Here is a 22,337-nt window from a genome sequence, read left to right on the forward strand (position 1 = left end):
GCGCCATCCTGCGATGGCGCCGTTTTTGTTTGCGGGCGACATTTGTAGGGTGGGCAAAGCGCAGCGTGCCCACCACCTCTCCGCGAGCGAGACAAAAATGGTGGGCACGCTGCTTTGCCCACCCTACGATATGGAGAACCCGATGCTGACCGGAAGCTGCCTCTGCGGAGGCGTTGCCTACGAGGTCGATGCGACCCCGGGCACCATCATGCACTGCCATTGCCAGACCTGCCGGAAGACGCACGGATCGGCCTTCTCCACCGTCACCAACGTCCCGCGCGACCGCTTCCGCTGGACCAGCGGCGAAGACTTGCTGCGCGGCTTCGAATCCTCGCCCGGCAAAACCCGCTATTTCTGCTCGCAATGCGGATCGCACATCGTCGCCTCGCGCGAGGGCAAGAGCACGGTCCTGCTGCGGATGGGCTGCCTCGATACACCGATCACAGAACGGCCCGAGATGCACATCTGGCGATCGGATTCCGCCAACTGGTACGACCCGAAGGCCGAATTACCGGAGTGGGCCGAAGGCACCGCACCGAAAGCCTGACCGGTTCTTCGCCTCATCTTGCTGCCACGCACAACAACAAGTCGACTGATCGCGTCCGCAATCGCTTGACAGTCGAAACGCTCCGCGCGCAAATTCTTACACTAAGTAAGAATGACGACAGGGATGGAAATGCCGGAGCAGCCGAGAAGTCGGCGGCAGACGCGCGCTGCCATTTTGACTCACTTGCTCCAGTCCGGCGGCTCGTTCCGGCCGCCGCTGGCCAAGGCCGTGCGCCTGTCCGAGGCRAGCCTGTCGCGCATCCTGTTTGACCTGAAAGCCGAAGGCCTGATCGAGGAAGTGCGGCGCCCTGCCCCTTATGTCGGCGGTCCGACGGGCCTCGTCTCGCTCGATGGCTCCGTGGCGCTCGCGGCCCTCGAGCTGACTGGCCAGTGGCTCAGCGTGGGCGTTGGCGGCCTGTCGGGCGAGCTGCATTACACCGAGCGCCTCCCGCTGCCGGCCAAGCTGACGGTCGAGAGCGTCGGCCGCGTGTTTCGCGAGGCGACTACGTTATTGCGCGACTGGACGCGCCGCCGCCGCATCACGCTTGCGCAGATCGGCATCACCATTCCCGGCCTCGGCCGCTTGAGCGAGTTCGGCAATCCGATCATTCCCTGCGATGTCGAACGCATCGGCGGCATGTTCGGCGAGCTGTTTGCGGACGTCCCGGTCGTCTTCACCAATTCGGTGGTCGCGCACGCCATTTTTCATCGCTGCCGCACGGAAAACTACCCGTTCAGCGATGCGCACCTGTTCGTCTTCGTCGGCCAGGGCGTCGCGGGGACGTGGATGGACGATCCGATCGAGGAGGATGCGCTCCAGCCGGTCGAGCTTGGCCACATGGTGTTCGGCAACGATGGACCGCGTTGCCGCTGCGGCCACCACGGATGCGTCGAAGCCTATACGTCGCTGCCGGCGCTGGCCAAGCTTCTGYGCACCACCGAAGCGGAATTGCTCCAGCTCGGCAGTGAATGGGTGGCCGCGATCCCGCTCACCTCGCGTGTGCGGCAGGAATTGCGACAGCGGCTGTTCAGGCTTGGCCTCGCCATCGGCAACACGCTCAACGTCAAGCCATGCCGCGGCGTCGTCGTCAGCGGTTGGCCGTCGGCTCTCTCTGAGGAAGATCGCAAAGCGGTGGTCGATGGGATCGACGCCTGCCTTCTCGGCGGGCGGAAACTGGCGCAGGTGTCGCTCGCCTTCGTGCCGCCCTCGAACGGCAACGATCCGCAAGCAGCTCTCGCCTTCGCCGCCTTTTGTCTCGCCAGCCGCGGCGGGATGCCCGCGGCTTCCACGGAGGCCGCCTGACATGCCCTGAGCCGCGTGGCTCAACGCGCCAAGAAAGTTCACACCGGGAGGAACTGCCATGCCGATCACGACAACAAGGCGCCGTCTGCTCGCTGGATCTGCGGCCGCACTCGCATTACCGGCATTCGCCCGCGCGCAAGGCGCGGCCAAGCCGCGCCTGACCGCGATCTCGCAATGGTCCGCAGGCAGCGACGGGGCGGCGATCACCGCACTCGGCAAGAAATTCGAGGAGAAAGGCGGCGTCTGGCAGCACTCGCCCGTCCCCGGCTTCACCACCGAGATGATGAACAAGCTGCGCGCTCAGATCATCGCCGGCGATCCGCCGGCCTGTTCGCAGCTGAAGGGCCCCGAGATTGCGGCCTGGTCGAAGATCGCCCCGACTGTCGATCTCGACGCCCTCGTCGCGGCCGCCGGCTACGAAAAGGTCGTCGCTCCGGACCTCGCAAAATTGCACAAGCCGGGCGGCAAGTGGATTGCGCTGCCGTTGCAGATCTACAGCACCAACATGCTGTTTCTCTCCAAGCGCGCGATGGACAAGGCCAAGGCCGACAAAGTCCCGGTCACCTGGGCCGACTTCAACGATCTCGCCGACAAGATGAAGGCGGGCGGAATCACCTACCCCATCGCCAACGGCGGCACTCGCCCCGATGACGGGCAGAAATTCGAGGCCTCTTTGGCCGGCATCAGTCCCACGGCATACCGTGCGGCCATCATGAATCTCGACAAGAAGGCCCTGGAGGGCCCCGAGATCAAAGCTGCCTTCGTCCAGGTCCGCAAGATCGCCAACTGGATGGACCCCAACGTCGGCGCCCAACCCTACGCCACCAATTTGAAGCGCTTCGTCGACGGTGACATGGGCATGATGATCATGGGCGGCTGGGCGCAGGGCGTGTTGCGTAACGCCGGTTTCAAGTTCGACGACTTCATGATCACGCCGGGCCCGAGCGACAATGGCAAGCCGGTCTTCCTGTTGAATGCCGACGCCTTCATCTTCTGGCAGCGCAAGGAGCCGGACCTCCAGGCCGGTCAGACGTTGATGGCCCAGCTCGTCATGGATCCGGCGATCCAGACCATGTACTCGCAGATCACGGGATCGATCCCGGTGCGCACCGATGTCGACCTCTCCGGTGATGGCTGGTCGGACGGTCAACGGCGAACCGCAGCCGCGCTCAAGGACGCTGTCGCCAACAACCAGGCCGTCCTGAGTCTTGCGCACAACATGGCGCAGGAAAACGGCCTCACGGCCGCGATGATCGACGTGCTCACCGAGTATGTGAAGAACAAGACGATCACGCCGGAGCAGGCGGTCACCCGCCTCGCCGAGGCCGTCGAGGGTTCGCGTTGACCGACACCGTCTCCACAGCAACGCGGCCGGCGACGTCTGACGTCGTGCGCCGGCTGCCCGAATATCTGATGATCTGGGTGCCACTGCTGTTGTCGGCTGCGCATCTCATTTCGTTTTCGCTGTGGACGATCTGGATTTCGTTCACGCCCTCCACGCTTGTTCCGGTTACGGGCTGGGTGGGTCTGCGCAACTACAACGCGGTCCTGGCATCGCGGAACTGGCAGATTGCCTTCGACAATCTGCTGCTGTTTGGCAGTGCTTTCGTGCTGCTGAGCTTGATCACCGGCCTTATGCTTGCGATCCTGCTCGATCAGCGCATTCGCGGCGAGAATGTGCTGCGATCCATCTTCCTGTATCCGCTTGCGGTGTCGTTCGTCGTCACCGGCACGGTCTGGAGCTGGCTACTCAATCCCGGCATCGGGATCCAGAAGCTCGTCCATGACCTCGGCTGGACCTCCTTCCGGTTCGACTGGCTGATCGACCGCGACATGGCGATCTGGACGATCGTGATTGCCGCGATCTGGCAATCCTCGGGCTTCGCCATGGCGCTCTTCCTCGCCGGCCTTCGCTCCGTCGATTCCGACATCATCAAGGCCGCCCAGATCGACGGCGCCGGACCGGTCCGAACCTATTGGCGGGTCATTCTGCCGACGCTCTTTCCGATCACCATCACCGTCGTCGTCGTCCAGTTGCAGTTCGCGATTTCAGCCTTCGACCTCGTCCGTGCGCTCACCAATGGCGGGCCGGGAATCGCGACCCAGCTGCCGGCCCTTGTCGTCTACGACCTCATGTTCCAGCGCAGCCAGCTCGGCCGGGGCGCCGCGGCGGCGGTGCTCATGCTGCTCATCCTGCTCGCGGTGCTGCTGCCCTATGCGGCGTGGCGTTATGTCCAGCGAAGGCAGGCCACCCATGCGTGACCGCAGCTTCGCACCGAGCCGAATTCTGATCTATCTCGTCGTGACATTGTTCGCTGCAGCCTATCTCGCGCCACTCGTTGTTGTTGTCCTGAACTCTCTCCGCACCAACGAGGAGATCGCGCAGGGTTCGATGATCGGCTGGCCCCAACATCTGGCCTGGAGCAACTACGCCAAGGCCTGGAGCGGTTTCTGCGTCGCCGAGACCTGCGCCGGCATCCGGCCGTACATGCTGAACTCCGCGCTCGTCACCATCCCGGCGACGATTTTCTCGACCCTGCTCGGTGCTGTCGCCGGTTACGCCGTGTCGCTCTGGCGCTTTCGTGGCGATAACTGGATCTACGGCATCGTGACCCTCGGCCTCTTCCTTCCCCAGCAGATGCGCCTGCTTCCCTGGACTATCGTGCTGCGGGACACCGGTCTCATCAACACGCTGACGGGCCTCGTGCTGATTCACACGATCCAGGGGCTCTCCTTCACCACGCTGTTCTGCCGAAACTACTATGTCGCCATCCCCCATGAATTGATCAGGGCCGCACGCATCGATGGCGCCGGGTTCTTTCGTATTTTCTGGCGCATCATCCTGCCGCTCTCAGCTCCTATTCTGATCGTCACCGTGATCTGGCAGTTCACGCATATCTGGAACGAGTTCCTCTATGGTGTGACATTCACCACCGGCCAGCAGCAGCCCGTCACGGCCGCGCTCATCGCGCTCTCTGCCGCAATTGCGGACATTCCGCAGCATGGCGTGCAGAGCGCGGCGGTGATCATCGCAGCGCTRCCCACTTTGCTGATCTATCTCCTCGGCGGACGGTACTTCGTGCGCGGCCTGACCGCCGGCGCAGTGAAATGATGGGGTCGTCATGGCAGCACTGAGTATTCGCACCCTGTCCAAGCGCTACGCCAATCTGGAGGTTCTGAAGGGCATCAACCTCGACATCGAGAGCGGCGAGTTCACCGTGCTGGTCGGGCCATCCGGCTGTGGCAAGTCCACCCTGCTCAACATCGTCGCCGGGCTCGATCGTCCGAGCGACGGAACGATCGAGATCGGCGGACGCGTCGTCAACGACGTCCCGCCCAAGGATCGCGACATCGCCATGGTGTTCCAGTCCTACGCGCTCTATCCGTCGATGACGGTGCGCCAGAACATCACCTTCGGCATGGAATGCCGCCACGTTCCGAAGGCCGAGCAGGAGAAGGCGCTGGCGAATGTGGCTCGCCTCCTTCAGATCGAGCCCCTGCTCGGCCGCAAGCCGTCGCAGCTGTCCGGCGGCCAGCGCCAGCGCGTGGCGATGGGACGGGCGCTGGTGCGCGATCCCCTGCTCTTCCTGTTCGACGAACCGCTCTCCAATCTCGATGCGAAGCTGCGCGTCGAGATGCGGATGGAGATCAAGCGGCTGCACCAGCGCATCGGCGCCACCATCATCTATGTCACCCACGATCAGATCGAGGCGATGACGATGGCAACGCGCATCGCCGTGATGCATCGGGGCGTGGTGCAGCAGTTTGCCGATCCGGACACCGTCTACCGTTATCCGGCCAATCTGTTCGTCGCCCGCTTCATGGGTTCGCCGCCGATGAACACCATGCCGGGGCGGCTCGAGGCCGATAGCGGCGGACCTGTGGCCGTGATCGGCGCGGGGCGACCGGACGAGGTTCGTCTGCGCCTGCATGGACACGACGCGGCAGCATCTTATCTCGGCCGCGAGGTGGTCGTCGGGATCAGGCCGGAATGCATCGCCGAGGCCAGCCGCGTCTTTTCCGGCGAGGCGCCCGTCCTCGTCGACGCGCCGGTCGAGATGATCGAGCCGACCGGCGCCGAGACAATCGTGCTGCTGCGTCTCGGCGGCGAGACTGCGCTGGCGCGCATCACGCCGGATATCCGTCCCGCGCCCGGCGCGACCGCCACCTTCGCGCTCGACACGCGGCGCATTTGCCTGTTTGACCCCGAGACGGAGCGGCTGATCGCATGACCCGGACCATCTTTCCCAGCCTTGCCGGCCGCGTGGTGTTGATCACCGGTGGCGCCAGCGGCATCGGTGCCGCCTTCGTGCGCGCCTTCGCGACCCAGGGCGCCCGCGTCGCCTTCCTCGACATCGATGCGAGTGCCGGCGAAGCGCTGGTGCGGGACGTCGCGGCCACATCCGGCTCAACGCCCCTGTTTGTGCCCTGCGACCTCCTCGACATCGACGCCTTGCGCGCGGCCATGGCGCGGGTGCACGGATCGCTCGGCGATGCAGCAGTCCTCGTCAACAATGCCGCCAACGACCAGCGTCAGGTGCTGGCCGAGGTGACGCCGGCCGAATTCGACTGGACGATCGGCGTCAATCTCAAGCACGTCTTCTTTGCGGCCCAGGCGGTGGTGCCGCAGATGCAGGCGCGCGGCGGCGGCTCGATCATCAACATGTCGTCGGTGGCGTGGATCCGCGGTGCGCCGGCGCTGCCGGTCTATGCCGCGACGAAGGCGGCGATCGTCGGCTTCACCAACTCGCTGGCCAGGTCAGTCGGCCCCGACCGCATTCGCGTCAACGCGATCGCGCCCGGCATGGTGATCACCGAGCGCCAGCGCCGGCTCTGGTTTCCGGACGAGCAGAAGATCTCCGAGCTGCGCACCCGCCAGGCGGTGCCTGATGCGGTAACGCCCGAGGACATCGCCAGCATGGCACTGTTTCTCGCATCGGACGAGAGCCAGCGTATCACCAGCCAGTGTTTTCGGGTCGACGGCGGCCTCGCTTAGGACTGTAGGGTGGGCAAAGCGCAGCGTGCCCACCGCCTCTCCGCAACTAAGAAAGAAATGGTGGGCACGCTTCGCTTTGCCCACCCTGCGAAGCCGTCTGTTGTTAGCGCCTGCCCTTGCGCATCGTCGCGAGCACGATGTCGGCGGCGAGCACGCTCGGCGACTTGTTGCCGGTAGACATGATGGTGTCGAGCCGGGCAAACGCTTCGACCTGCCGTTTGCGCAGCGGCGTGTCCGTGACCAGCTCCGACAGTGCCGGCGCCAGCTTCTCCGGTACGCAATCCTCTTGCAAGAACTCCGGAATGACATCCTCGCCGATCACGAGATTGGCGAGGATCACCGAGGAGACGCGGATCGCGCGGCGCAGGATGAAGGCTTCGATCGCGCCGACACGATAGGCCGTCACCATCGGAATGCCGGACAGCGCGAGCTCGAGCGTGACCGTGCCGGATTTGGCCAATGCTGTACGCGCGGTTCGGAATGCGGCGCGCTTCTCGTTCTCGCCAACCACGATCCGTGGCTTGACCGGCCAGCTCGCGATCCCCTCGCGCACGGTGGCTTCGAGATGCGGCATGGTGGGCAGCACCAGTTCGAAGGCACGGCCTTCGGCCTGGAGCCGTCCGAGTGTCGCGCCAAACACGTCGAGATGGTGCCTGATCTCGCTGCGGCGGCTGCCGGGCAGCACCAGCAGAACCGGCGGTTCGGCATCGCGGCGCTTCTGCTCCTCCGCGTTCGGCCGCAGCGCTCCCAATTGCTCGATCAGGGGATGGCCGACATAGCTGCAGGGCGGTCCGCCCAGCTTGCGGTATTCCTCCGGCTCGAACGGCAGCAGGCCGAGCACGTGATCGACATAGCGGCGCATGGTGCGCGCCCGCCCGGGTCGCCAGGCCCAGAGCTGCGGCGCCACGTAGTCGACAATCGGGATCTCCGGCGTCTTCGCGCGCACGCGGCGGGCGACGCGATGGGTGAAATCGGGACTGTCGATGATGACGAGCGCGTCGGGTGCGGCCGCAGTCACGGCATCCGCGGTCTGGCGGATCAGCCGCAAAATCTTCGGCAACTGCTGGACGACCCCGGCGAAGCCGACGATCGACAGCTCCTCGATCGGAAACAGCGTCTCGAGCCCCTCACGCGCCATGGTCCGGCCGCCGACGCCCACGAACTGCACGCCGTCGCCGAGCCGCTGGCGCAACACTTTCATCAAGGCGCTGCCGAGCCGGTCGCCGGATTCCTCCGTCGCGATCAGGAAGATCTTCCGCTTGGGATCGCGGCTCTGCATCATGCTGTCAGGCCGATGACGAAGAGATATTTGGCGTCGGCGAGCGAGATCATCGCCTGCGGCTCGGCGGCGATGGTGTTCCCGGCGACGACGGCGATGCCGGCCAGTCCAGCGCGGGCGACGCCCTCGAGGGTACGCGGGCCGATCGTCGGCAGGTCGAAGCGCAAATCCTGCCCGCTCTTCGGTACCTTCACCAGCACCCCGCGTCCTGTCGCAGCGCGGATGCGGCCTTCCTCGCGCAGGCGTGCCACGCGCGCGAGCAGCGCGTCGGTGCCCTCGATATCCTCGATCGCCACCACATGGCCGTCGATCACGACCGCGGCCTGGCCGATGTCGAACGGGCCGAGCGCGGTCAGCACCGCGCGGCCGCGCTCGATGTCGGCCTTGCTGTTGTCATTCGGCCAGGCGCGGCTGATGCAGCCCTCGGGCATCAGCAGATCCGGCGCGACATCCTTGATGCCGACCATGCGAAAGCCGCCCTGCTCGAGGATGCGCCCGACGCCGGACAACAGATGATCGTCGCCGCCCCGGAAGGCGCGGATGACGTTGCCGAGCAGGCGCAGTGTCGTGACGTCGAATCTTATTTCGGACAGCGCGGGCCGCACCAACGTGCCGATGAAGATCAGATCGCGGCAGCCCTCCTCGCGGAACAGCCGCATGGCGCGGCCGAGCTGGCCGACCGAGATCCAGCGATGGCGGAATTGCTCCACCCGCGTCGGATCGCAGGCGCCACGCAGCGGGAACAGCACCGGCGTGATGCCGCGCGCGGCAAGCGAGTCGGCGACCGCGAACGGCATGGCGCCGCCGCCGGCGACGACGCCGACCGGCGACGAAATCTCCGAAGCCGCCGATGTCATGCCCGCGGCCATCCCGAAATCACTTCTCGATGGCGGGAAGACAGATCGGGCGATGCTTGCGCTTGCCGATGAAGTCGAGGATCTCGGCAATCGCGGGGTCTTCGCTGGCGAGCGGCTGGGCCGCCGCGAGCCGCTCGGCGAACGTGCCGGGGCCGTGGAAGAGCTTTTGGTAGAGCGATTGCACGGTCGCGCGCCGCTGCTTGGTGAACTGCCGCCGCTTCATCCCGATGAGATTGAGGCCTTCCAGCGCCGCATACTGGCCGTTGGCGAGGCCGAACGGAATGATGTCGTCGCGCACGCCCGAGAGGCCGCCGACCATCACCTGCGGGCCGATGCGCGTGAGCTGATGCACCGCCGACAAGCCGCCGATATAGACGAAATCGCCGATCTCGCAGTGGCCGCCGAGCGTCGCCGAGGTCGCGAAGATCACGTTGTTGCCAACCATGCAGTCATGGCCGACATGGCTGTTGTTCATGAAGTAGCCGCCGTTGCCGACGCGCGTCAGCCCGCCGCCCTTGATGGTGCCGACATTCATCGTCGCGCCTTCGCGGATGGTGCAGCCGGAACCGACCTCCAGCCTGGTCGGCTCGCCCTTGTAGCTGAGATCCTGGGGCGCCCCGCCCAGCACCGCGAAGGGCGAGATCACGCAGCCGTCGCCGATCGAGGTGTGGCCGATGACCGTGACTTGTCCGATCAGCTTGCAGTTCGCGCCGATCACGGCATTCGGACCGATGATGCAGAAGGGTCCGATCTCGGTACCCTCGCCGATCACGGCGCCGTCCGCGACCCGTGCGGTGGGATCAATCTTACTCATCAAGCAATCTGACTCATCAAGAAGGTCTGATTATGTGTTGAAGTCGCTCGGTTTTCTGGTGGTTAGCGCGACTATGCCCGATCTGTCCAGTGACGTATCATCTCGGCCTGTTTCAGGCGCCGGATGAGCCGGCCGTCCTAAGGCACGATGAGATTGGGATGAATCGTCATCGCGCTTCAGGCTATTGTTCGAGCATGATCCTTTCGGAAAACCGCTGCACGCTTTTCCGGATCATGCTCTAGCTCGTCAACGCCTTCATGTGGAGCTTGAAGTCATCGTGGTCAGGGCCCTGGCATTTCTGCTCGCACAGCTCGCGGCCGCCCCGATCGTCTCCGAGACGGTCGAGACCGGCGAACGCCGCTTCGTCGACCTCGGGACGTTCGAGTGCCGCGACATCACCCGCAGCACGGTGCTTCAGCGGGTCTGCTACGACCGCGCGCGGCGGGACCTCATCGTCGCGATCGACGGCCAATATGACCGCTATTGCGGGGTCGCGGCCGAGACGGTCGACAGCCTGCTCGGCGCGCCGTCGATGGGCCAGTTCTTCAACCGGAATATCAGGCGCGAGACGGCCGGCAGCCGTTACGGCTGCCGCGCATAATCCATTTCCGCTGGCTTGAGCCGCTCAGTCCGTCAGCATGGCGCCGACGTCGGCTTCGGCAACGATCTGGCCGTTGACCTTGGCGCCGCCGTGAAACCACCACATCGCCTTGCGGCGGCCGATCGAACGCATGTGATATTCGATGGTGTCGCCGGGCAGCACCGGCTTGCGGAACTTGCACTTGTCGATGGTGAGGAAATACACCGCGCGCGGCTTCTCGGTGCCCTCGACCGAGGTGATGCCGATCACGCCCGCGGTCTGCGCCATCGCTTCGATCATCATCACGCCGGGATAGACCGGGCGCTCCGGGAAATGCCCCTGGAAGGCCGGCTCGTTGAAGGTGACGTTCTTGATGCCGATGCCGCTGTAATCGGCGCGGATATTGATCACACGGTCGATCAGCAGCATCGGGAAACGGTGCGGCAGAGTCCGGAGGATCGCGTTGATATCCACCAGCTCGAATTTGATCGGTGATTCCTCCGTCATTCCCGTCCCTCGTTCTTCGGATCGGCCCTGCTGTCGCGTACCAGGCGCTCCACCGCGATAATTTCCTTGAACCACTGCTTGGTCGGCTTGGCGAAAAAGCCGCCCCAGCGCCCGTTCGGCGGGATGTCGTCCTTGACGCCGCTCATCGCGGTGACCTGGGCCCCATCGCCGATCTTGAGGTGATTGTTGATGCCAACCTTTGCTCCCAGCGCCACGTTGTCGCCAATCGTCAGGCTGCCTGCGAGCCCGATCTGGGCCGCCAGCAGGCAGTTCCGACCGATGGTCACATTGTGGCCGATCTGGACCTGGTTGTCGATTTTGGTGCCCTCCCCGATCACGGTGTCGCGCAGGGAGCCGCGATCGATGGTGGTGCCGGCGCCGACTTCCACATTGTTCTGGATCAGCACGCGGCCGGTCTGGGGCACCTTGAGATGGCCCTCRGGGCCGAAGAAGATGAAGCCATAGCCGTCCTGGCCGATCGAGCAGCCGGGATGGATCAGCACGTTGTTGCCGATCAGCGCGCACTGGATGGCCGTGCGGGCGCCGACATTGCAGTCCCGGCCGATCTTGACGCCGGGACCGATGACCACGCCGGCCCCGATCACGGTGCCGCTGCCGATCTCGACGTCAGGGCCGATGACGGTCAGGGGATCGACGATGACGTCGTCCTCCAGCCGGGCCGAGGGATCGATGATGGCCGACGGGGCGATGCCGTCATTACCGACCCAGGACTGCGGGCGCAGCGCATCGCCGTGCCATTCCCGGGCGAGCCCGACAAAGGCGCGGAACGGCTGCGCCACCCGCAGCACGGCCACATGCGCGGGCACCTGGGCCTCGAAGCGCGGACTCACCAGGCAGGCCCCAGCCTTGGTCGCCTTGAGCTCGTCGGCATATTTGAGGTTGTCGAAGAACGCCAGATGCATCGGGCCGGCTTCGTCGAGCGAAGCAAGACCGGTAATGACGTGACCGCCCCTGGCAGGGTCGACGAGCTGCGCCTTGGTCAGCGCTGCAATGTCAGCCAGCGCCGAGGCCGGCGGCTTTTTGAAGAAGGTCGGCTGCGCCATTCCACCCCATCGCGGTCCGGCTTCGGCATGAAGCGGTCAGGCCGCATCATGCCTTATCTCACGGATTGAGCACGATCTTTTTGGAAACCGGCCCCAACAAGGGGCCGGCTCATGCCCTGCTGATCGAATTAGAACGAGGTGCCGCCGCCGAACCTGAACTGCTGCACGCGATCGAACTGGCCCTTGGTGAGCGGCACGGCGTAGTCGAACCGCAGCGGACCGAACGGCGACTGCCAGATCAGGCCAATACCAACCGACGAACGGACGACATTGCCGTTGTCATACACCAGGCCGGTACAGGTTCCCGCCGAGGGCGGGTTGACGGTCGACGGCGTACAGTTCGAGTTCCTGGTCGTGGTCATTTCGTTGGTCAGCGACCACGTCGTCGGGCCCTGATAGTCGAAGAGGCCGCCGGCGTCGGCGTAGACCGCGCCCTTCAGACCCACTTCCTTCGGCAGGAACCAGAACGGCATCTGCAATTCGAACGAAGCGCCCCAATACTTGGTACCGCCAAGCGCGTCTTGCGTGCCAAAGGGATTCAAATCGCGCGGACCGATGCCGTTCGGAGCAAAGCCGCGGACCAAGTTCGGGCCCATCTGGAACTGATCCAGCATGCGGATATCGTTGTTGCCGATCTTGTTCAGCATGCCGCCCTGAAGGTGAACGAGGCCGACGATGTCGGACACCAGCGGAGCGTAGTACTTCGCGTCGACGACGGACTTCAGGTAGGTGACGTCGCCGCCCACGCCGGCGAAATCCTGACGGAAGTCGACGAGCAGACCGTCGGTGGGGTTCTTGTTGTTGTCCAGCGTGTTGTAGGTCAGCGTGTAGCCGAGCGCCGAGGTCAGGGTCTTGCCGCCGGCAAGCTCCTTGCGGACCGGCAGCGAGGCTTCGCCGTCGGAGTAGCAGCCGAGACCGCCGGTCGAGGTCAGATCGATCGGCGGCGTTTGCGATGCGGCAAAGGCCGGGCTCGGGTTGAAGGCCGACGAACCGAGGACGTTGTTACAGTTCGCCAGGTAGGACGGCAGCGTGATTTCCTGCTGGTAGATCGAGTAGCGCAGCTGGAGCGACAGATCTTCACGCAGGCTGAAGCCGAGGCGCGGGCTGAAGCCCAGCGTCTTCGTACCGTAGGAGATGTAGCTGTTGGAGAGCTGCTGACGCTGATAGAGGTCGAGACCGAGCGCGACGCGGTAGTCGAGCAGATACGGCTCGACGAACGACAGCGAATAGCCGCGCGCATACTGGCCGTAGGTCACCGACGCCTTGGCGAACAGGCCGCGGCCAAGCAGGTTACGCTCGGAGATCGAGACTTCCGCGAGCGCACCGTCCGTGGTGGAGTAGCCGCCCGAGACCGAGAAGTCGCCGGTCGATTTCTCTTCGAGATCGACGATCAGGACCACGCGGTCGCTGGAGGAGCCCGGCTCCGTCGTGATCTTCACGCTCTTGAAGTAGTCGAGGTTCTTCAGGCGGCGCTCGGCACGGTCGACCAGCGCGCGGTTGTAGGCATCGCCCTCGGAGATGTCGAACTCGCGGCGGATCACGTAGTCGCGCGTGCGGGTGTTGCCGCGGACGTTGATGCGCTCGATATAGGTGCGCGGGCCTTCGTCGATGTTGAACACGACGGCGACGGTGTGCGCCTCGAAATTACGGTCGCCGCCGGGACGGACCACGGCGAAGGCATAGCCGCGCCGCGACGCCTCGATCTGCATTTCCTCGACCGATTTCTCGACCGATTCGACGTTGTAGAGCGCGCCCACATTGACGCGCGAATAGTTGCGCATCGTGGTCGGATCGAAGTTCGGAATGGAGGAGCGGAAGTCGACGGTGCCGACGCGGTACTGCGAGCCTTCCTCGATCTTGAAGGTGACGTTGAAGCCCTTCTTCTCCGGATCGTATTCGGTGAGCGCGGCGACCACCTGGACGTCGGCGAAACCGTTCTTGAGATAGAAACGGCGAATCAGGTCACGGTCGGCCTCGACGCGATCGGGATCGTAGAGGTCGTTGCTGGCGAGGAAGCTCAGCAGGTTCGATTCGTGCGTCTTGATGACGTCGCGCAGGCGGTAGGACGAGAACGCGTTATTGCCGACGAACTCGATCGACTTGACGCCGGTCTTGGCGCCCTCCTCGACCGTGAAGATCAGGTCGACGCGGTTGTTCGGCTGCTCAATGATCTCGGGCGTGACGCGGACGTCATAGCGACCCGAGCGGCGGTAGATTTCGGCGATTCGCAGGGTGTCGGACTGCACCATGGCGCGGGAGAAGGTGCCGCGCGCCTTGGACTGGACTTCAGCGGTGAGCTGCTCGTCCTTGACCTTCTTATTACCTTCGAACGCGATGCGGCCGATCACCGGGTTTTCCACCACGGAGACGATGATCTGGCCACCGGAACCGCGATTGATTCGCACGTCCTGGAACAGGCCGGTCTCGATCAGGGCCTTCAGGCCGTCATCGATGGCGCCCTGATCCAGGCGGCCACCCGGGCCCGGCTTGAAATAGGAGCGGATCGTCTCCACCTCGACACGGCGATTTCCTTCGACGGAAATCGACTGGACGGTCTGAGCAAGCGCAGACGAAGACACAAAACCAGCCCCAACCGGGGCAAGCACCGGCGCGCCGAACAAGATCAGGGATGCGAGCAAGCCCCCCCGGAGTCGCAGTCCAAACTTCATTGCGCAACGCGCCCTTATCAGTACCAGACCCAACCCCAACGCCGGTCCGGGAGATTCCCCAAGTTCGAAGCCGCTTGTAGCCAATTTCCCCGATGTCGCAAACGGCCGCTGACACCGTAATTTCAATTTCATTCCAAGACGTTGCTCATGAGCAACGCCACAAAAAAGCCCGTATCAGGAAGCTGCCATCCGCAAGATGTCGTTATAGGTGGCAAACACCATCAGCATCAGCACCAAACCGAGCCCGATTCGGAACCCCATCTCCTGAGTCCGCTCGGACGTCAGGGAGACGATGGCGCCGTCCCGCTTGACCTGGAAGGCAAGTGCCGAACCGGCATTCATCGCAACGATTCGCTGCATGTCGGCAAAGCTCTCGATCGGCTTGCCGTCGATCTGCACGACGACGTCGCCGATCTTGAAACCGGCCGTGGCCGCAGCGCCGTCGGCGACCACGCCGTCGACGCGGGCGATCGTGCTCGGCTTTCCGTAATAGAGCGCCATGGCGGCGAAGATCAGCGCGCCCAGGATGAAATTGGCGATCGGTCCGGCCGCGACGATGGCGGCGCGCGGGCCGACCTTCTTGTGATGGAAGCTACCGGCGCGCTCCTCGGCCGTCATGGCCGCAAGTGTCTCGGCCGACGGGGTCGAAGCCTCGCTCTCGTCGCCGAAAAACTTGACGTAGCCGCCGAGCGGGATCGCCGAGATCTTCCAGCGGGTGCCATGGCGGTCGTTGAAGCCGACGAGCTCCGGTCCGAAACCGAGCGAGAAGGTCAGCACCCGAACGCCTGCCCAGCGCGCGACCAGGAAATGGCCGAGCTCATGGAAGAACACGACGATCGTCAGGACGAACAGGAAGGGAACCGCGTAGCCGAGGAGCCCATGGCTCAACGTATTGAAACTATGGACGAAAAAGTCGATCATCGAATTCCCTCATCCAGCGCCGCAAGGCCCTGGCCCCGTGCCATCTAGGATGCCTTTAAGGCAATTTGAGGCAATAGGGCGGCAGCTCTATTTCGCGCAACATGGTCAACAGAGATTGCATCGTCAGCGGACGTCAGGGGAGCCTGGTTCCCGCCGCGAATCCAGTCGTCCAACGTCGCCTCGACCAGCCGCGCGATCGCGCCGAACCGGATCTTGCCGGCGATGAACGCGGCGACCGCAACCTCGTTGGCGGCGTTGTAGACGGTGGTCGCCCCCTTCCCGGTCCGGAGCGAATCGAAGGCCAGCCGAAGCCCAGGGAAGCGCTCGAAGTCCGGCGCCTCGAAGGTCAGCTGGCCGATCTTGGCCAGATCGAGCTTGGCCGCCGGCCCCTTGATGCGATCGGGCCAGCCGAGGCAGTGCGCGATCGGCGTGCGCATGTCGGGAGAACCGAGCTGGGCCACCACCGAACGGTCGGAGAACTCGACCATGCCGTGGATGATCGACTGCGGATGCACGAGGACGTCGATCTCGTCGGGCGAGAGCGCGAACAGATAGGACGCCTCGATCACCTCGAGGCCCTTGTTCATCATCGAGGCGGAATCGATCGTGATCTTCTGGCCCATGCTCCAGTTCGGATGCTTCAGGGCCTGCTCGAGGGTCGCCTGCTCGATGTCGGCGGGCTTCCAGGTCCGGAACGGCCCACCCGAGGCGGTGATGATGACGCGGACGAGTTCGTCGCGGTTGCCTGAGCCGAGCGCCTGGAACAGCGCATTGTGCTCGGAATCGGCCGGCAGGATGCAGGCGCCCGCTTTCGCCGCGCGCTGCATGAAGAAGTCGCCGGCGCAGACGAGACATTCCTTGTTGGCGAGCGCGACATGCGCGCCGCGATCGACCGCGGCCAGGGCCGGCTTCAGTCCGGCGGCGCCGCTTACGGCGGCCATCACCCAATCGGCCGGACGCGCGCCGGCTTCGATCACAGCGCTTTCGCCCGCGCCGCATTCCGTGCTCGTTCCCGCGAGCGCAGCCTTGAGCTCGGCGAACTTGGACGTGTCGGCGATCGCGACGTAGCGCGCGGAAAACTCCTTGGCGAGCTTGGCCAGCGCTTCGACATTGCCGTTCGCCGTCAAGGCTTCGACGCGATAGCGCTCGGGAGAGGCGCGCAGCAGATCCATCGTGCTGTCGCCGATCGAGCCGGTGGCGCCGAGAACCGTGACACTGCGGACGGTCGACGCCGCAGCCTTGTTGTTACGCAATGGGACCGCGCTCATATCCTCACCAAACCATAAGACCGCTTCCGGCGCTATGCACACCATGGCGGAGAAAGCCGATAATCCATGCCATCAGGATGGCGGCAACAAAACCGTCCAGACGGTCCAGTAGCCCGCCATGGCCGGGAATCAAGTGACTGGAATCCTTGACGCCGAAGCGCCGCTTCACCGCGGATTCGAACAGATCGCCCGCCTGCGATACCACCGACAGGATGGCGCTGACGAGCAGCAGTGGAACCGCCTTTCCGATCCCGCACGCCGCAAAGCCGGCCGCAACCAAAAGGCTCGCCGCAAAGCCGCCGAGCGCCCCGGACCAGGTCTTCTTCGGGCTCACGCGCGGCCATAGTTTCGGTCCGCCAATGCTGCGTCCGGCGAAATAGCCGCCGATATCGGTCGCCCACACCACGAGCAGCACGAACATCAGCGCGGCGAACCCGTTGACGAGATCCTGCCGCACCAGGATCGAGGCCAGCAGCGCCGCCGATGCGTAGGCGAAGCCGGTGGCCGCCCAGATGAACTTGGCCCGCGCGATCAGCGTCACGATTGCGCCGCCGATGAGGCCGGTGATGATCGCGGTCTTGAGCGCGCCGAAGGCGACGCAGGCCCCCATCATGGCAATGACGATCGTCCCTGCCCCGGTCAGTGCAGCAGACCCCGCGCCCACCACCATCAGCCATTCCGCGAACAGCCCGATCGACACCAGGGTGACGAGAAGCGCCCACAGCCAGCCGCCGGCATAAGCGAGTGCAATAGCGAGCGGCGCCAGCACCAGCGCTGCGAGGACTCGCATCACGAGATTGCTCGGGGCAGGCTTCTCGCCCGCTGATGCGGCGTCGGGTTCGCTCACGAGGCGTTTTTCGCGACCAGACCGCCGAAACGGCGCTCGCGTCTGGCGAATTCGGCGATCGCGCCTTCCAGCGCCGCCTTGTCGAAATCGGGCCAGTGGATCGGCACGAAGACCAGCTCGCTGTAGGCGGCCTGCCACATCAGGAAGTTGGACAGCCGCTGCTCGCCGCTGGTGCGGATGATGAGATCGGGATCGGGGATGTCGGGCGCATCGAGATGAGCCCCGATCGTCTCGGCGTCGATCGTTTCAGGGGCGCGCTTGCCGTCTGCGACTTCTCGCGCGAGCTTCTGCGCGGCTTTCGCGATTTCCTGCCGCGAACCGTAATTGAAGGCGACGACCAGCGTCAGGCGCGTGTTGTCGCGCGTCAGCTCCTCGGCCTCGTTGAGGAGTGCACAAATGTCGCTGTCGAGTCCGTCGCGCTCGCCGATGATGCGGACCTTGACGCCGTCGCGGTGCAGGCTCGCGAGATCGTTGCGGATGAAGCGACGCAGGAGACCAAACAGATCGCCGATCTCGCTCGCCGGGCGCGACCAGTTCTCCGAAGAGAAGGAGAAGATGGTGAGATAGCGGATGCCGAGCTCGTGCGAGGCACGCACCACCCGGCGCAGCGCCTCGACACCGCGGCGATGCCCTTCGGCCCGCGGCAGGCCGCGCGCGGCGGCCCAACGCCCGTTGCCATCCATGATGATGGCGACATGCGCAGGCGCGTCGGACCGGTCTGGTCCTTCGGTTGCTGGCGCGGCGGCGTTGGACATGAAGGCGGCCCTAAAGCATGATCCGGACAAGTGCGAAGCGGTTTTCCGAAAGATCATGCGCGAACAATAACCTAAAGCGCGATGATCGCGCTTTAGACGGTGAGGATTTCTTTTTCCTTGGCAGCCAGCAACTGGTCGATCTCGGAGATGGTGCCGTCGGTCGCCTTCTGCACCTCGTCGGCGTGACGCTTCTGATCGTCTTCCGACATCTCGTGATTCTTCTCGAGCTTCTTGAGGACGTCGAGGCCGTCGCGGCGGACGTGACGCGCGGCGACCTTGGCCGCTTCCGCGTATTTGTGCGCGACCTTGACGAGCTCCTTGCGACGCTCCTCGTTGAGCTCGGGGATGCGAAGGCGCAGCACCTGGCCTTCGGTCGCGGGCGACAGGCCGAGATTGGAATCGACTATCGCCTTCTCGACCGGCTTGACCATCGACTTGTCCCAGACCTGCACCGAGATCAGCCGCGGCTCCGGCACGCTGACGGTGGCAAGCTGGTTGAGCGGCATGTGGCTGCCGTAAGCCTCGACCTGCACCGGGTCGAGCATCGAGGCCGACGCGCGCCCCGTGCGCAGGCCGCCAAGCTCGTGCTTGAGGGCCTGGACGGCGCCCTGCATGCGACGCTTCACTTCGTTGAGGTCGAAATTACCCGTGGCCATCACGTTTCTCCTTCAAAATCCCGGCGACCCACTCCGCGCCCCTCAGGCGCGACCGACGAGGCGTCAGCCGGCGACGACGGTTCCGTGGCCGCCGCCACGCAGCACAGCGCCGATCGAACCCGGCTCCGCGATCGAGAATACGATGATAGGCAGCAACGTCTCGCGGGCAAGCGCGAAGGCGGTCGCATCCATCACCTTGTAGCCGCCCTCGATCGCCTGCGAATGCGTCAGCCGGTCGAATCGCGTGGCGGTCGGATCCTTTTTGGGGTCGGCCGAGTAGACGCCGTCGACATTGGTTGCCTTCAGCACAGCCTCGGCTCCGATCTCGGCGGCCCGCAGCACCGCGGTCGTATCGGTGGTGAAGAACGGATTGCCGGTTCCGCCCCCGAGCAGCACGATCCGGCCCTCGGCGAGGTATTTGTGCGCCGCGGTGCGGGTGAACAGCTCGGAGATCTCGGGCATGACGAAGGCCGACAGCGTACGTGCCGGTGTGCCCTTGCGCTCGATCGTCGCCTCCAGCGCGAGGCAGTTCATCATGGTGGCGAGCATGCCCATGGTGTCGCCGGTGGTGCGCGACACACCTTGCGAGGACACTTCGACGCCGCGCACGATGTTGCCGCCGCCGATCACCACCGCAACCTCGGTGCCGAGCTGGCGGGCGGCGATCAGATCGTCCGCAACCCGGTCGAGGGTCGGCTGATCGATGCCAAAACCCTGCTGCCCCGCGAGATACTCGCCGGACAGCTTGATCACGACGCGACGATAGACCGGATCAGTCATGAGCACTTTCCCCGCCCGGGCGCCGCTTCCGGCGGCAAGCCGGAAGGAACGTACCGGCGCWTACTTCTTGCCGCTGGCCGCTGCGACCTCGGCCGCGAAGTCGCTTTCCTGCTTCTCGATTCCCTCACCGAGAGCATAGCGCACAAAGCGCGCGATCTTCACCGCGCCGCCGACCTTGCCTTCGGCTTCCTTCACCGCCTGCGCCACCGACTTGCCGGTGTCGTGGATGAAGGCCTGCTCGAGCAGGCAGACTTCCTTGTAATAGGTCTTGAGGCCGGACTCGACGATCTTCTCGATCACGTTCTCGGGCTTGCCCTGCTGGCGATATTTGTCGGCGAGCACGTCCTTCTCACGCTTCACGACCGCCGGATCGAGGCCGGACGGCTCGAGCGCGAGCGGGTTGGTGGCCGCGACATGCATCGCGATCTGGCGACCGAGGGCCGCGAGCTCGTCGGCCTTGCCGGGCGATTCGAGCGCGACGATCACGCCCATCTTGCCGGCGCCTTCGACGACGGCGCCGTGGACGTAGCTCGACACGACGCCCTGCGTCACTTCGAGCGAAGCTGCGCGACGCAGCGTCATGTTCTCGCCGATGGTGGCGATCGCGTCGTTGATCGCGGCTTCGATCGTGACGTCACCGACCTTGGCGGCCTTGATCTTCTCGACATCGGCGCCGACGTCGAATGCGACCTGCGCGACCATCTTGACGAGGCCCTGGAACTGACCGTTGCGCGCGACGAAGTCGGTCTCGGAGTTGACCTCGACCACGACGCCCTTGGTGCCCTTGGTGAGCGCGCCGATCAGGCCTTCCGCGGCGACGCGGCCGGACTTCTTGGCGGCCTTCGACAGGCCCTTCTTGCGCAGCCAGTCCTGCGCCGCTTCCATGTTGCCGTCGTTTTCGGTGAGCGCGGCCTTGCAGTCCATCATGCCTGCGCCGGTGGACTCGCGCAGATCCTTGACCATCGCAGCTGTGATCGTTGCCATCGTTGAAAATCCTTCTTGCCTGCCGGTTTGCCGCGGCGTGGCATCAAACAGCCCCGCCGCGGTCCATCTCAGGAATTCGCGTCAACTGAAATGGTGGCCGGACTTATATCCGGCCAACCCATCGCTCTTTTTGACTATTCCGCTTCCGCGGTCAGCGCCTTGGCCTTGGCCACCCAGGCATCCGCACGGCTCGGCAGACCGACTTCTTCGCCGATCTTGTGCGCGGTGTCGTGATCGAGCTCGGCGAGCTGCCAGAAGTGGAAGATGCCGAGGTCGTTGAACTTCTTCTCGATCGCGCCCGACACGCCCGGGAGCTTCTTGAGGTCGTCGGCGGTGCCGCGCGGACCGGCAAGGCCCTGGAAGCCGCTCGAGGAAGCGGCCGGCAGCTCTTCGGCGACCGGACGAGCCGAGGCACCGATGTCGATGCCCGAATCGCCCTGGGCGCGCGAGATGCCGTCGATCGCCGCACGTGCGATCAGGTCGCAATACAGCGCGATCGCGCGGCCGGCATCGTCATTGCCCGGGACCACATAGGTGATGCCCTTGGGATCCGAATTGGTGTCGACGATCGCGGCGACCGGGATGTTGAGCCGCTGGGCTTCCTGGATCGCGATGTCTTCCTTGTTGGTGTCGATCACGAAGATCAGGTCGGGCAGACCGCCCATGTCCTTGATGCCGCCGAGCGAGCGATCGAGCTTGTCGCGCTCGCGCTGAAGCGTCAGGCGCTCCTTCTTGGTGTAGGAGCTGGCGTCGCCGCCGGACAGCACGTCATCGAGATGACGCAGGCGCTTGATCGAGGCCGAGATCGTCTTCCAGTTGGTCAGCGTGCCGCCGAGCCAGCGCGAATTGACGAAATACTGCGCGCAGCGCTTGGCAGCGTCCGCGACGCCGTCCTGCGCCTGGCGCTTGGTGCCGACGAACAGGATGCGGCCGCCCTTGGCGACGGTGTCGCTGACCGCCTGCAAGGCGGTGTGCAGCAACGGCACGGTCTGCGCGAGGTCGACGATGTGGATGTTGTTGCGGGCGCCGAAAATGAACGGTGCCATTTTCGGATTCCAGCGGTGAGACTGGTGACCAAAGTGCACGCCAGCTTCGAGGAGCTGACGCATGGTGAAATCGGGTAGCGCCATAGTTTCAATTCTCCGGTTGGTTCCTCCGGAAACGTGTGAGCAAAACGGAGCGTTCTCGCCCCGGTTGCCACCGGACGGCCTTGTGAGCCATGTTTCCGTGTGAGATGGGGCGCTATATAGCGCCATTTCGGCCAGAAGCAAGGAAATAAGGGCCTTTCGGGGGCTGTTTTCGCCTCCCGAAGGCCCTCTTCCGTAAAGACCAGGCCAGTCCGTAACGACCTAGCACTTGGGCTGGTTCGGCGGGCACTTTTTCGCCGCCGGCGCCGCTGGGCGCGCCGGAGGTGYCGCTGGACGCGGCGGCGGCGCGACGGCCATCCGCGGCGGCGGCGGTGGTGCCGGCCGGGCGACCGGCGGTGGCGGCGCGGGCCGCGCCACGGGTGG

The 22,337-nt window shown here is 64.8% G+C and carries 21 protein-coding genes and 1 pseudogene; 8 read left to right on the forward strand and 14 right to left on the reverse strand.

Annotated features, from left to right (window positions below):
• The 7 genes from AB4Z51_RS40880 to AB4Z51_RS40910 all read left to right on the forward strand — a co-directional run.
• Positions 1-547: GFA family protein (locus tag AB4Z51_RS40880; RefSeq protein WP_441499413.1), on the forward strand; the 547-nt coding region annotated here is incomplete at its 5' end.
• Between the two features lie 123 nt (positions 548-670).
• On the forward strand, positions 671-1,849 hold the full coding sequence (locus AB4Z51_RS40885; protein ID WP_441499416.1) for an ROK family transcriptional regulator: 1,179 nt from the start codon (positions 671-673) through the stop codon (positions 1,847-1,849).
• Between the two features lie 58 nt (positions 1,850-1,907).
• Positions 1,908-3,194 carry an ABC transporter substrate-binding protein gene (locus tag AB4Z51_RS40890; RefSeq protein ID WP_135213806.1) on the forward strand — a complete coding sequence of 429 codons (1,287 nt, stop codon included), beginning with the start codon at positions 1,908-1,910 and terminating at the stop codon, positions 3,192-3,194.
• Positions 3,191-4,111, forward strand: coding sequence for a carbohydrate ABC transporter permease (locus AB4Z51_RS40895; RefSeq protein ID WP_167767914.1), 921 nt, complete (start codon positions 3,191-3,193; stop codon positions 4,109-4,111). Before AB4Z51_RS40890 ends, AB4Z51_RS40895 begins: the two co-directional genes overlap by 4 nt.
• Positions 4,104-4,961 carry a carbohydrate ABC transporter permease gene (locus tag AB4Z51_RS40900; RefSeq protein WP_167767915.1) on the forward strand — a complete coding sequence of 286 codons (858 nt, stop codon included), beginning with the start codon at positions 4,104-4,106 and terminating at the stop codon, positions 4,959-4,961. The genes AB4Z51_RS40895 and AB4Z51_RS40900 overlap by 8 nt, the downstream gene beginning before the upstream one ends.
• A gap of 10 nt (positions 4,962-4,971) precedes the next feature.
• A complete protein-coding gene (locus AB4Z51_RS40905; RefSeq protein WP_135213808.1) occupies positions 4,972-6,081 on the forward strand; it encodes an ABC transporter ATP-binding protein in 1,110 nt (369 codons plus the stop codon).
• Positions 6,078-6,845, forward strand: coding sequence for an SDR family NAD(P)-dependent oxidoreductase (locus tag AB4Z51_RS40910; protein ID WP_439036694.1), 768 nt, complete (start codon positions 6,078-6,080; stop codon positions 6,843-6,845). Before AB4Z51_RS40905 ends, AB4Z51_RS40910 begins: the two co-directional genes overlap by 4 nt.
• A gap of 103 nt (positions 6,846-6,948) precedes the next feature.
• Here the strand turns inward: AB4Z51_RS40910 and lpxB are convergent, their stop codons facing one another.
• Genes lpxB through lpxA form a run of 3 tightly spaced genes read right to left on the reverse strand, consistent with a single transcriptional unit; the run spans position 6,949 to position 9,795 of the window.
• Positions 6,949-8,127: a lipid-A-disaccharide synthase gene (lpxB, locus tag AB4Z51_RS40915; protein WP_135213810.1), complete on the reverse strand. Its 1,179-nt coding sequence runs from the start codon at positions 8,125-8,127 to the stop codon at positions 6,949-6,951.
• Positions 8,124-8,981, reverse strand: a complete 858-nt coding sequence (locus AB4Z51_RS40920; protein ID WP_049807903.1) for an LpxI family protein — start codon at positions 8,979-8,981, stop codon at positions 8,124-8,126. Before AB4Z51_RS40920 ends, lpxB begins: the two co-directional genes overlap by 4 nt.
• A gap of 19 nt (positions 8,982-9,000) precedes the next feature.
• Positions 9,001-9,795, reverse strand: a complete 795-nt coding sequence (lpxA, locus tag AB4Z51_RS40925) for an acyl-ACP--UDP-N-acetylglucosamine O-acyltransferase (RefSeq protein ID WP_135213811.1) — start codon at positions 9,793-9,795, stop codon at positions 9,001-9,003.
• Between the two features lie 277 nt (positions 9,796-10,072).
• On the opposite strand from lpxA, the gene AB4Z51_RS40930 reads away from it, so the two are divergent.
• Positions 10,073-10,396 carry a KTSC domain-containing protein gene (locus AB4Z51_RS40930; RefSeq protein WP_135213812.1) on the forward strand — a complete coding sequence of 108 codons (324 nt, stop codon included), beginning with the start codon at positions 10,073-10,075 and terminating at the stop codon, positions 10,394-10,396.
• Positions 10,397-10,420: 24 nt separating this feature from the next.
• On the opposite strand, the gene fabZ is transcribed toward AB4Z51_RS40930, so the two are convergent.
• The 11 genes and pseudogenes from fabZ to AB4Z51_RS40985 all read right to left on the reverse strand — a co-directional run bounded on the left by fabZ (position 10,421) and on the right by AB4Z51_RS40985 (position 21,956).
• Entirely contained in the window at positions 10,421-10,882 is a 462-nt protein-coding gene (gene fabZ, locus AB4Z51_RS40935; RefSeq protein WP_441499414.1) for a 3-hydroxyacyl-ACP dehydratase FabZ, read from the reverse strand.
• On the reverse strand, positions 10,879-11,946 hold the full coding sequence (lpxD, locus tag AB4Z51_RS40940; protein WP_085404573.1) for a UDP-3-O-(3-hydroxymyristoyl)glucosamine N-acyltransferase: 1,068 nt from the start codon (positions 11,944-11,946) through the stop codon (positions 10,879-10,881). Before lpxD ends, fabZ begins: the two co-directional genes overlap by 4 nt.
• Before the next feature lie 128 nt (positions 11,947-12,074).
• On the reverse strand, positions 12,075-14,615 hold the full coding sequence (gene bamA, locus AB4Z51_RS40945) for an outer membrane protein assembly factor BamA (RefSeq protein WP_135213814.1): 2,541 nt from the start codon (positions 14,613-14,615) through the stop codon (positions 12,075-12,077).
• A 174-nt stretch (positions 14,616-14,789) separates the two neighbouring features.
• Complete coding sequence (locus AB4Z51_RS40950) at positions 14,790-15,536, reverse strand: M50 family metallopeptidase (RefSeq protein WP_441499415.1); 747 nt, start codon at positions 15,534-15,536, stop codon at positions 14,790-14,792.
• A gap of 44 nt (positions 15,537-15,580) precedes the next feature.
• A complete protein-coding gene (gene dxr / locus AB4Z51_RS40955) occupies positions 15,581-16,804 on the reverse strand; it encodes a 1-deoxy-D-xylulose-5-phosphate reductoisomerase (protein ID WP_028151695.1) in 1,224 nt (407 codons plus the stop codon).
• Between the two features lie 4 nt (positions 16,805-16,808).
• Positions 16,809-17,651 carry a phosphatidate cytidylyltransferase gene (locus AB4Z51_RS40960; RefSeq protein ID WP_135213815.1) on the reverse strand — a complete coding sequence of 281 codons (843 nt, stop codon included), beginning with the start codon at positions 17,649-17,651 and terminating at the stop codon, positions 16,809-16,811.
• Positions 17,648-18,406 carry an isoprenyl transferase gene (locus tag AB4Z51_RS40965; RefSeq protein ID WP_014494938.1) on the reverse strand — a complete coding sequence of 253 codons (759 nt, stop codon included), beginning with the start codon at positions 18,404-18,406 and terminating at the stop codon, positions 17,648-17,650. Before AB4Z51_RS40965 ends, AB4Z51_RS40960 begins: the two co-directional genes overlap by 4 nt.
• A 92-nt stretch (positions 18,407-18,498) precedes the next feature.
• Complete coding sequence (gene frr / locus AB4Z51_RS40970; RefSeq protein ID WP_014494937.1) at positions 18,499-19,062, reverse strand: ribosome recycling factor; 564 nt, start codon at positions 19,060-19,062, stop codon at positions 18,499-18,501.
• Positions 19,063-19,125: 63 nt separating this feature from the next.
• Complete coding sequence (pyrH, locus tag AB4Z51_RS40975) at positions 19,126-19,842, reverse strand: UMP kinase (RefSeq protein ID WP_028151698.1); 717 nt, start codon at positions 19,840-19,842, stop codon at positions 19,126-19,128.
• 63 nt (positions 19,843-19,905) lie between these two features.
• Positions 19,906-20,826, reverse strand: a pseudogene (tsf, locus tag AB4Z51_RS40980) (translation elongation factor Ts); the annotation flags it as partial.
• A 134-nt stretch (positions 20,827-20,960) separates the two neighbouring features.
• Positions 20,961-21,956 carry a 30S ribosomal protein S2 gene (locus AB4Z51_RS40985; RefSeq protein WP_028151700.1) on the reverse strand — a complete coding sequence of 332 codons (996 nt, stop codon included), beginning with the start codon at positions 21,954-21,956 and terminating at the stop codon, positions 20,961-20,963.
• Positions 21,957-22,337: the final 381 nt, after the last annotated feature.

Origin of the sequence: Bradyrhizobium sp. 2TAF36, from assembly GCF_052114925.1 — a bacterium.
GTDB classification, from domain to species: domain Bacteria; phylum Pseudomonadota; class Alphaproteobacteria; order Rhizobiales; family Xanthobacteraceae; genus Bradyrhizobium; species Bradyrhizobium barranii.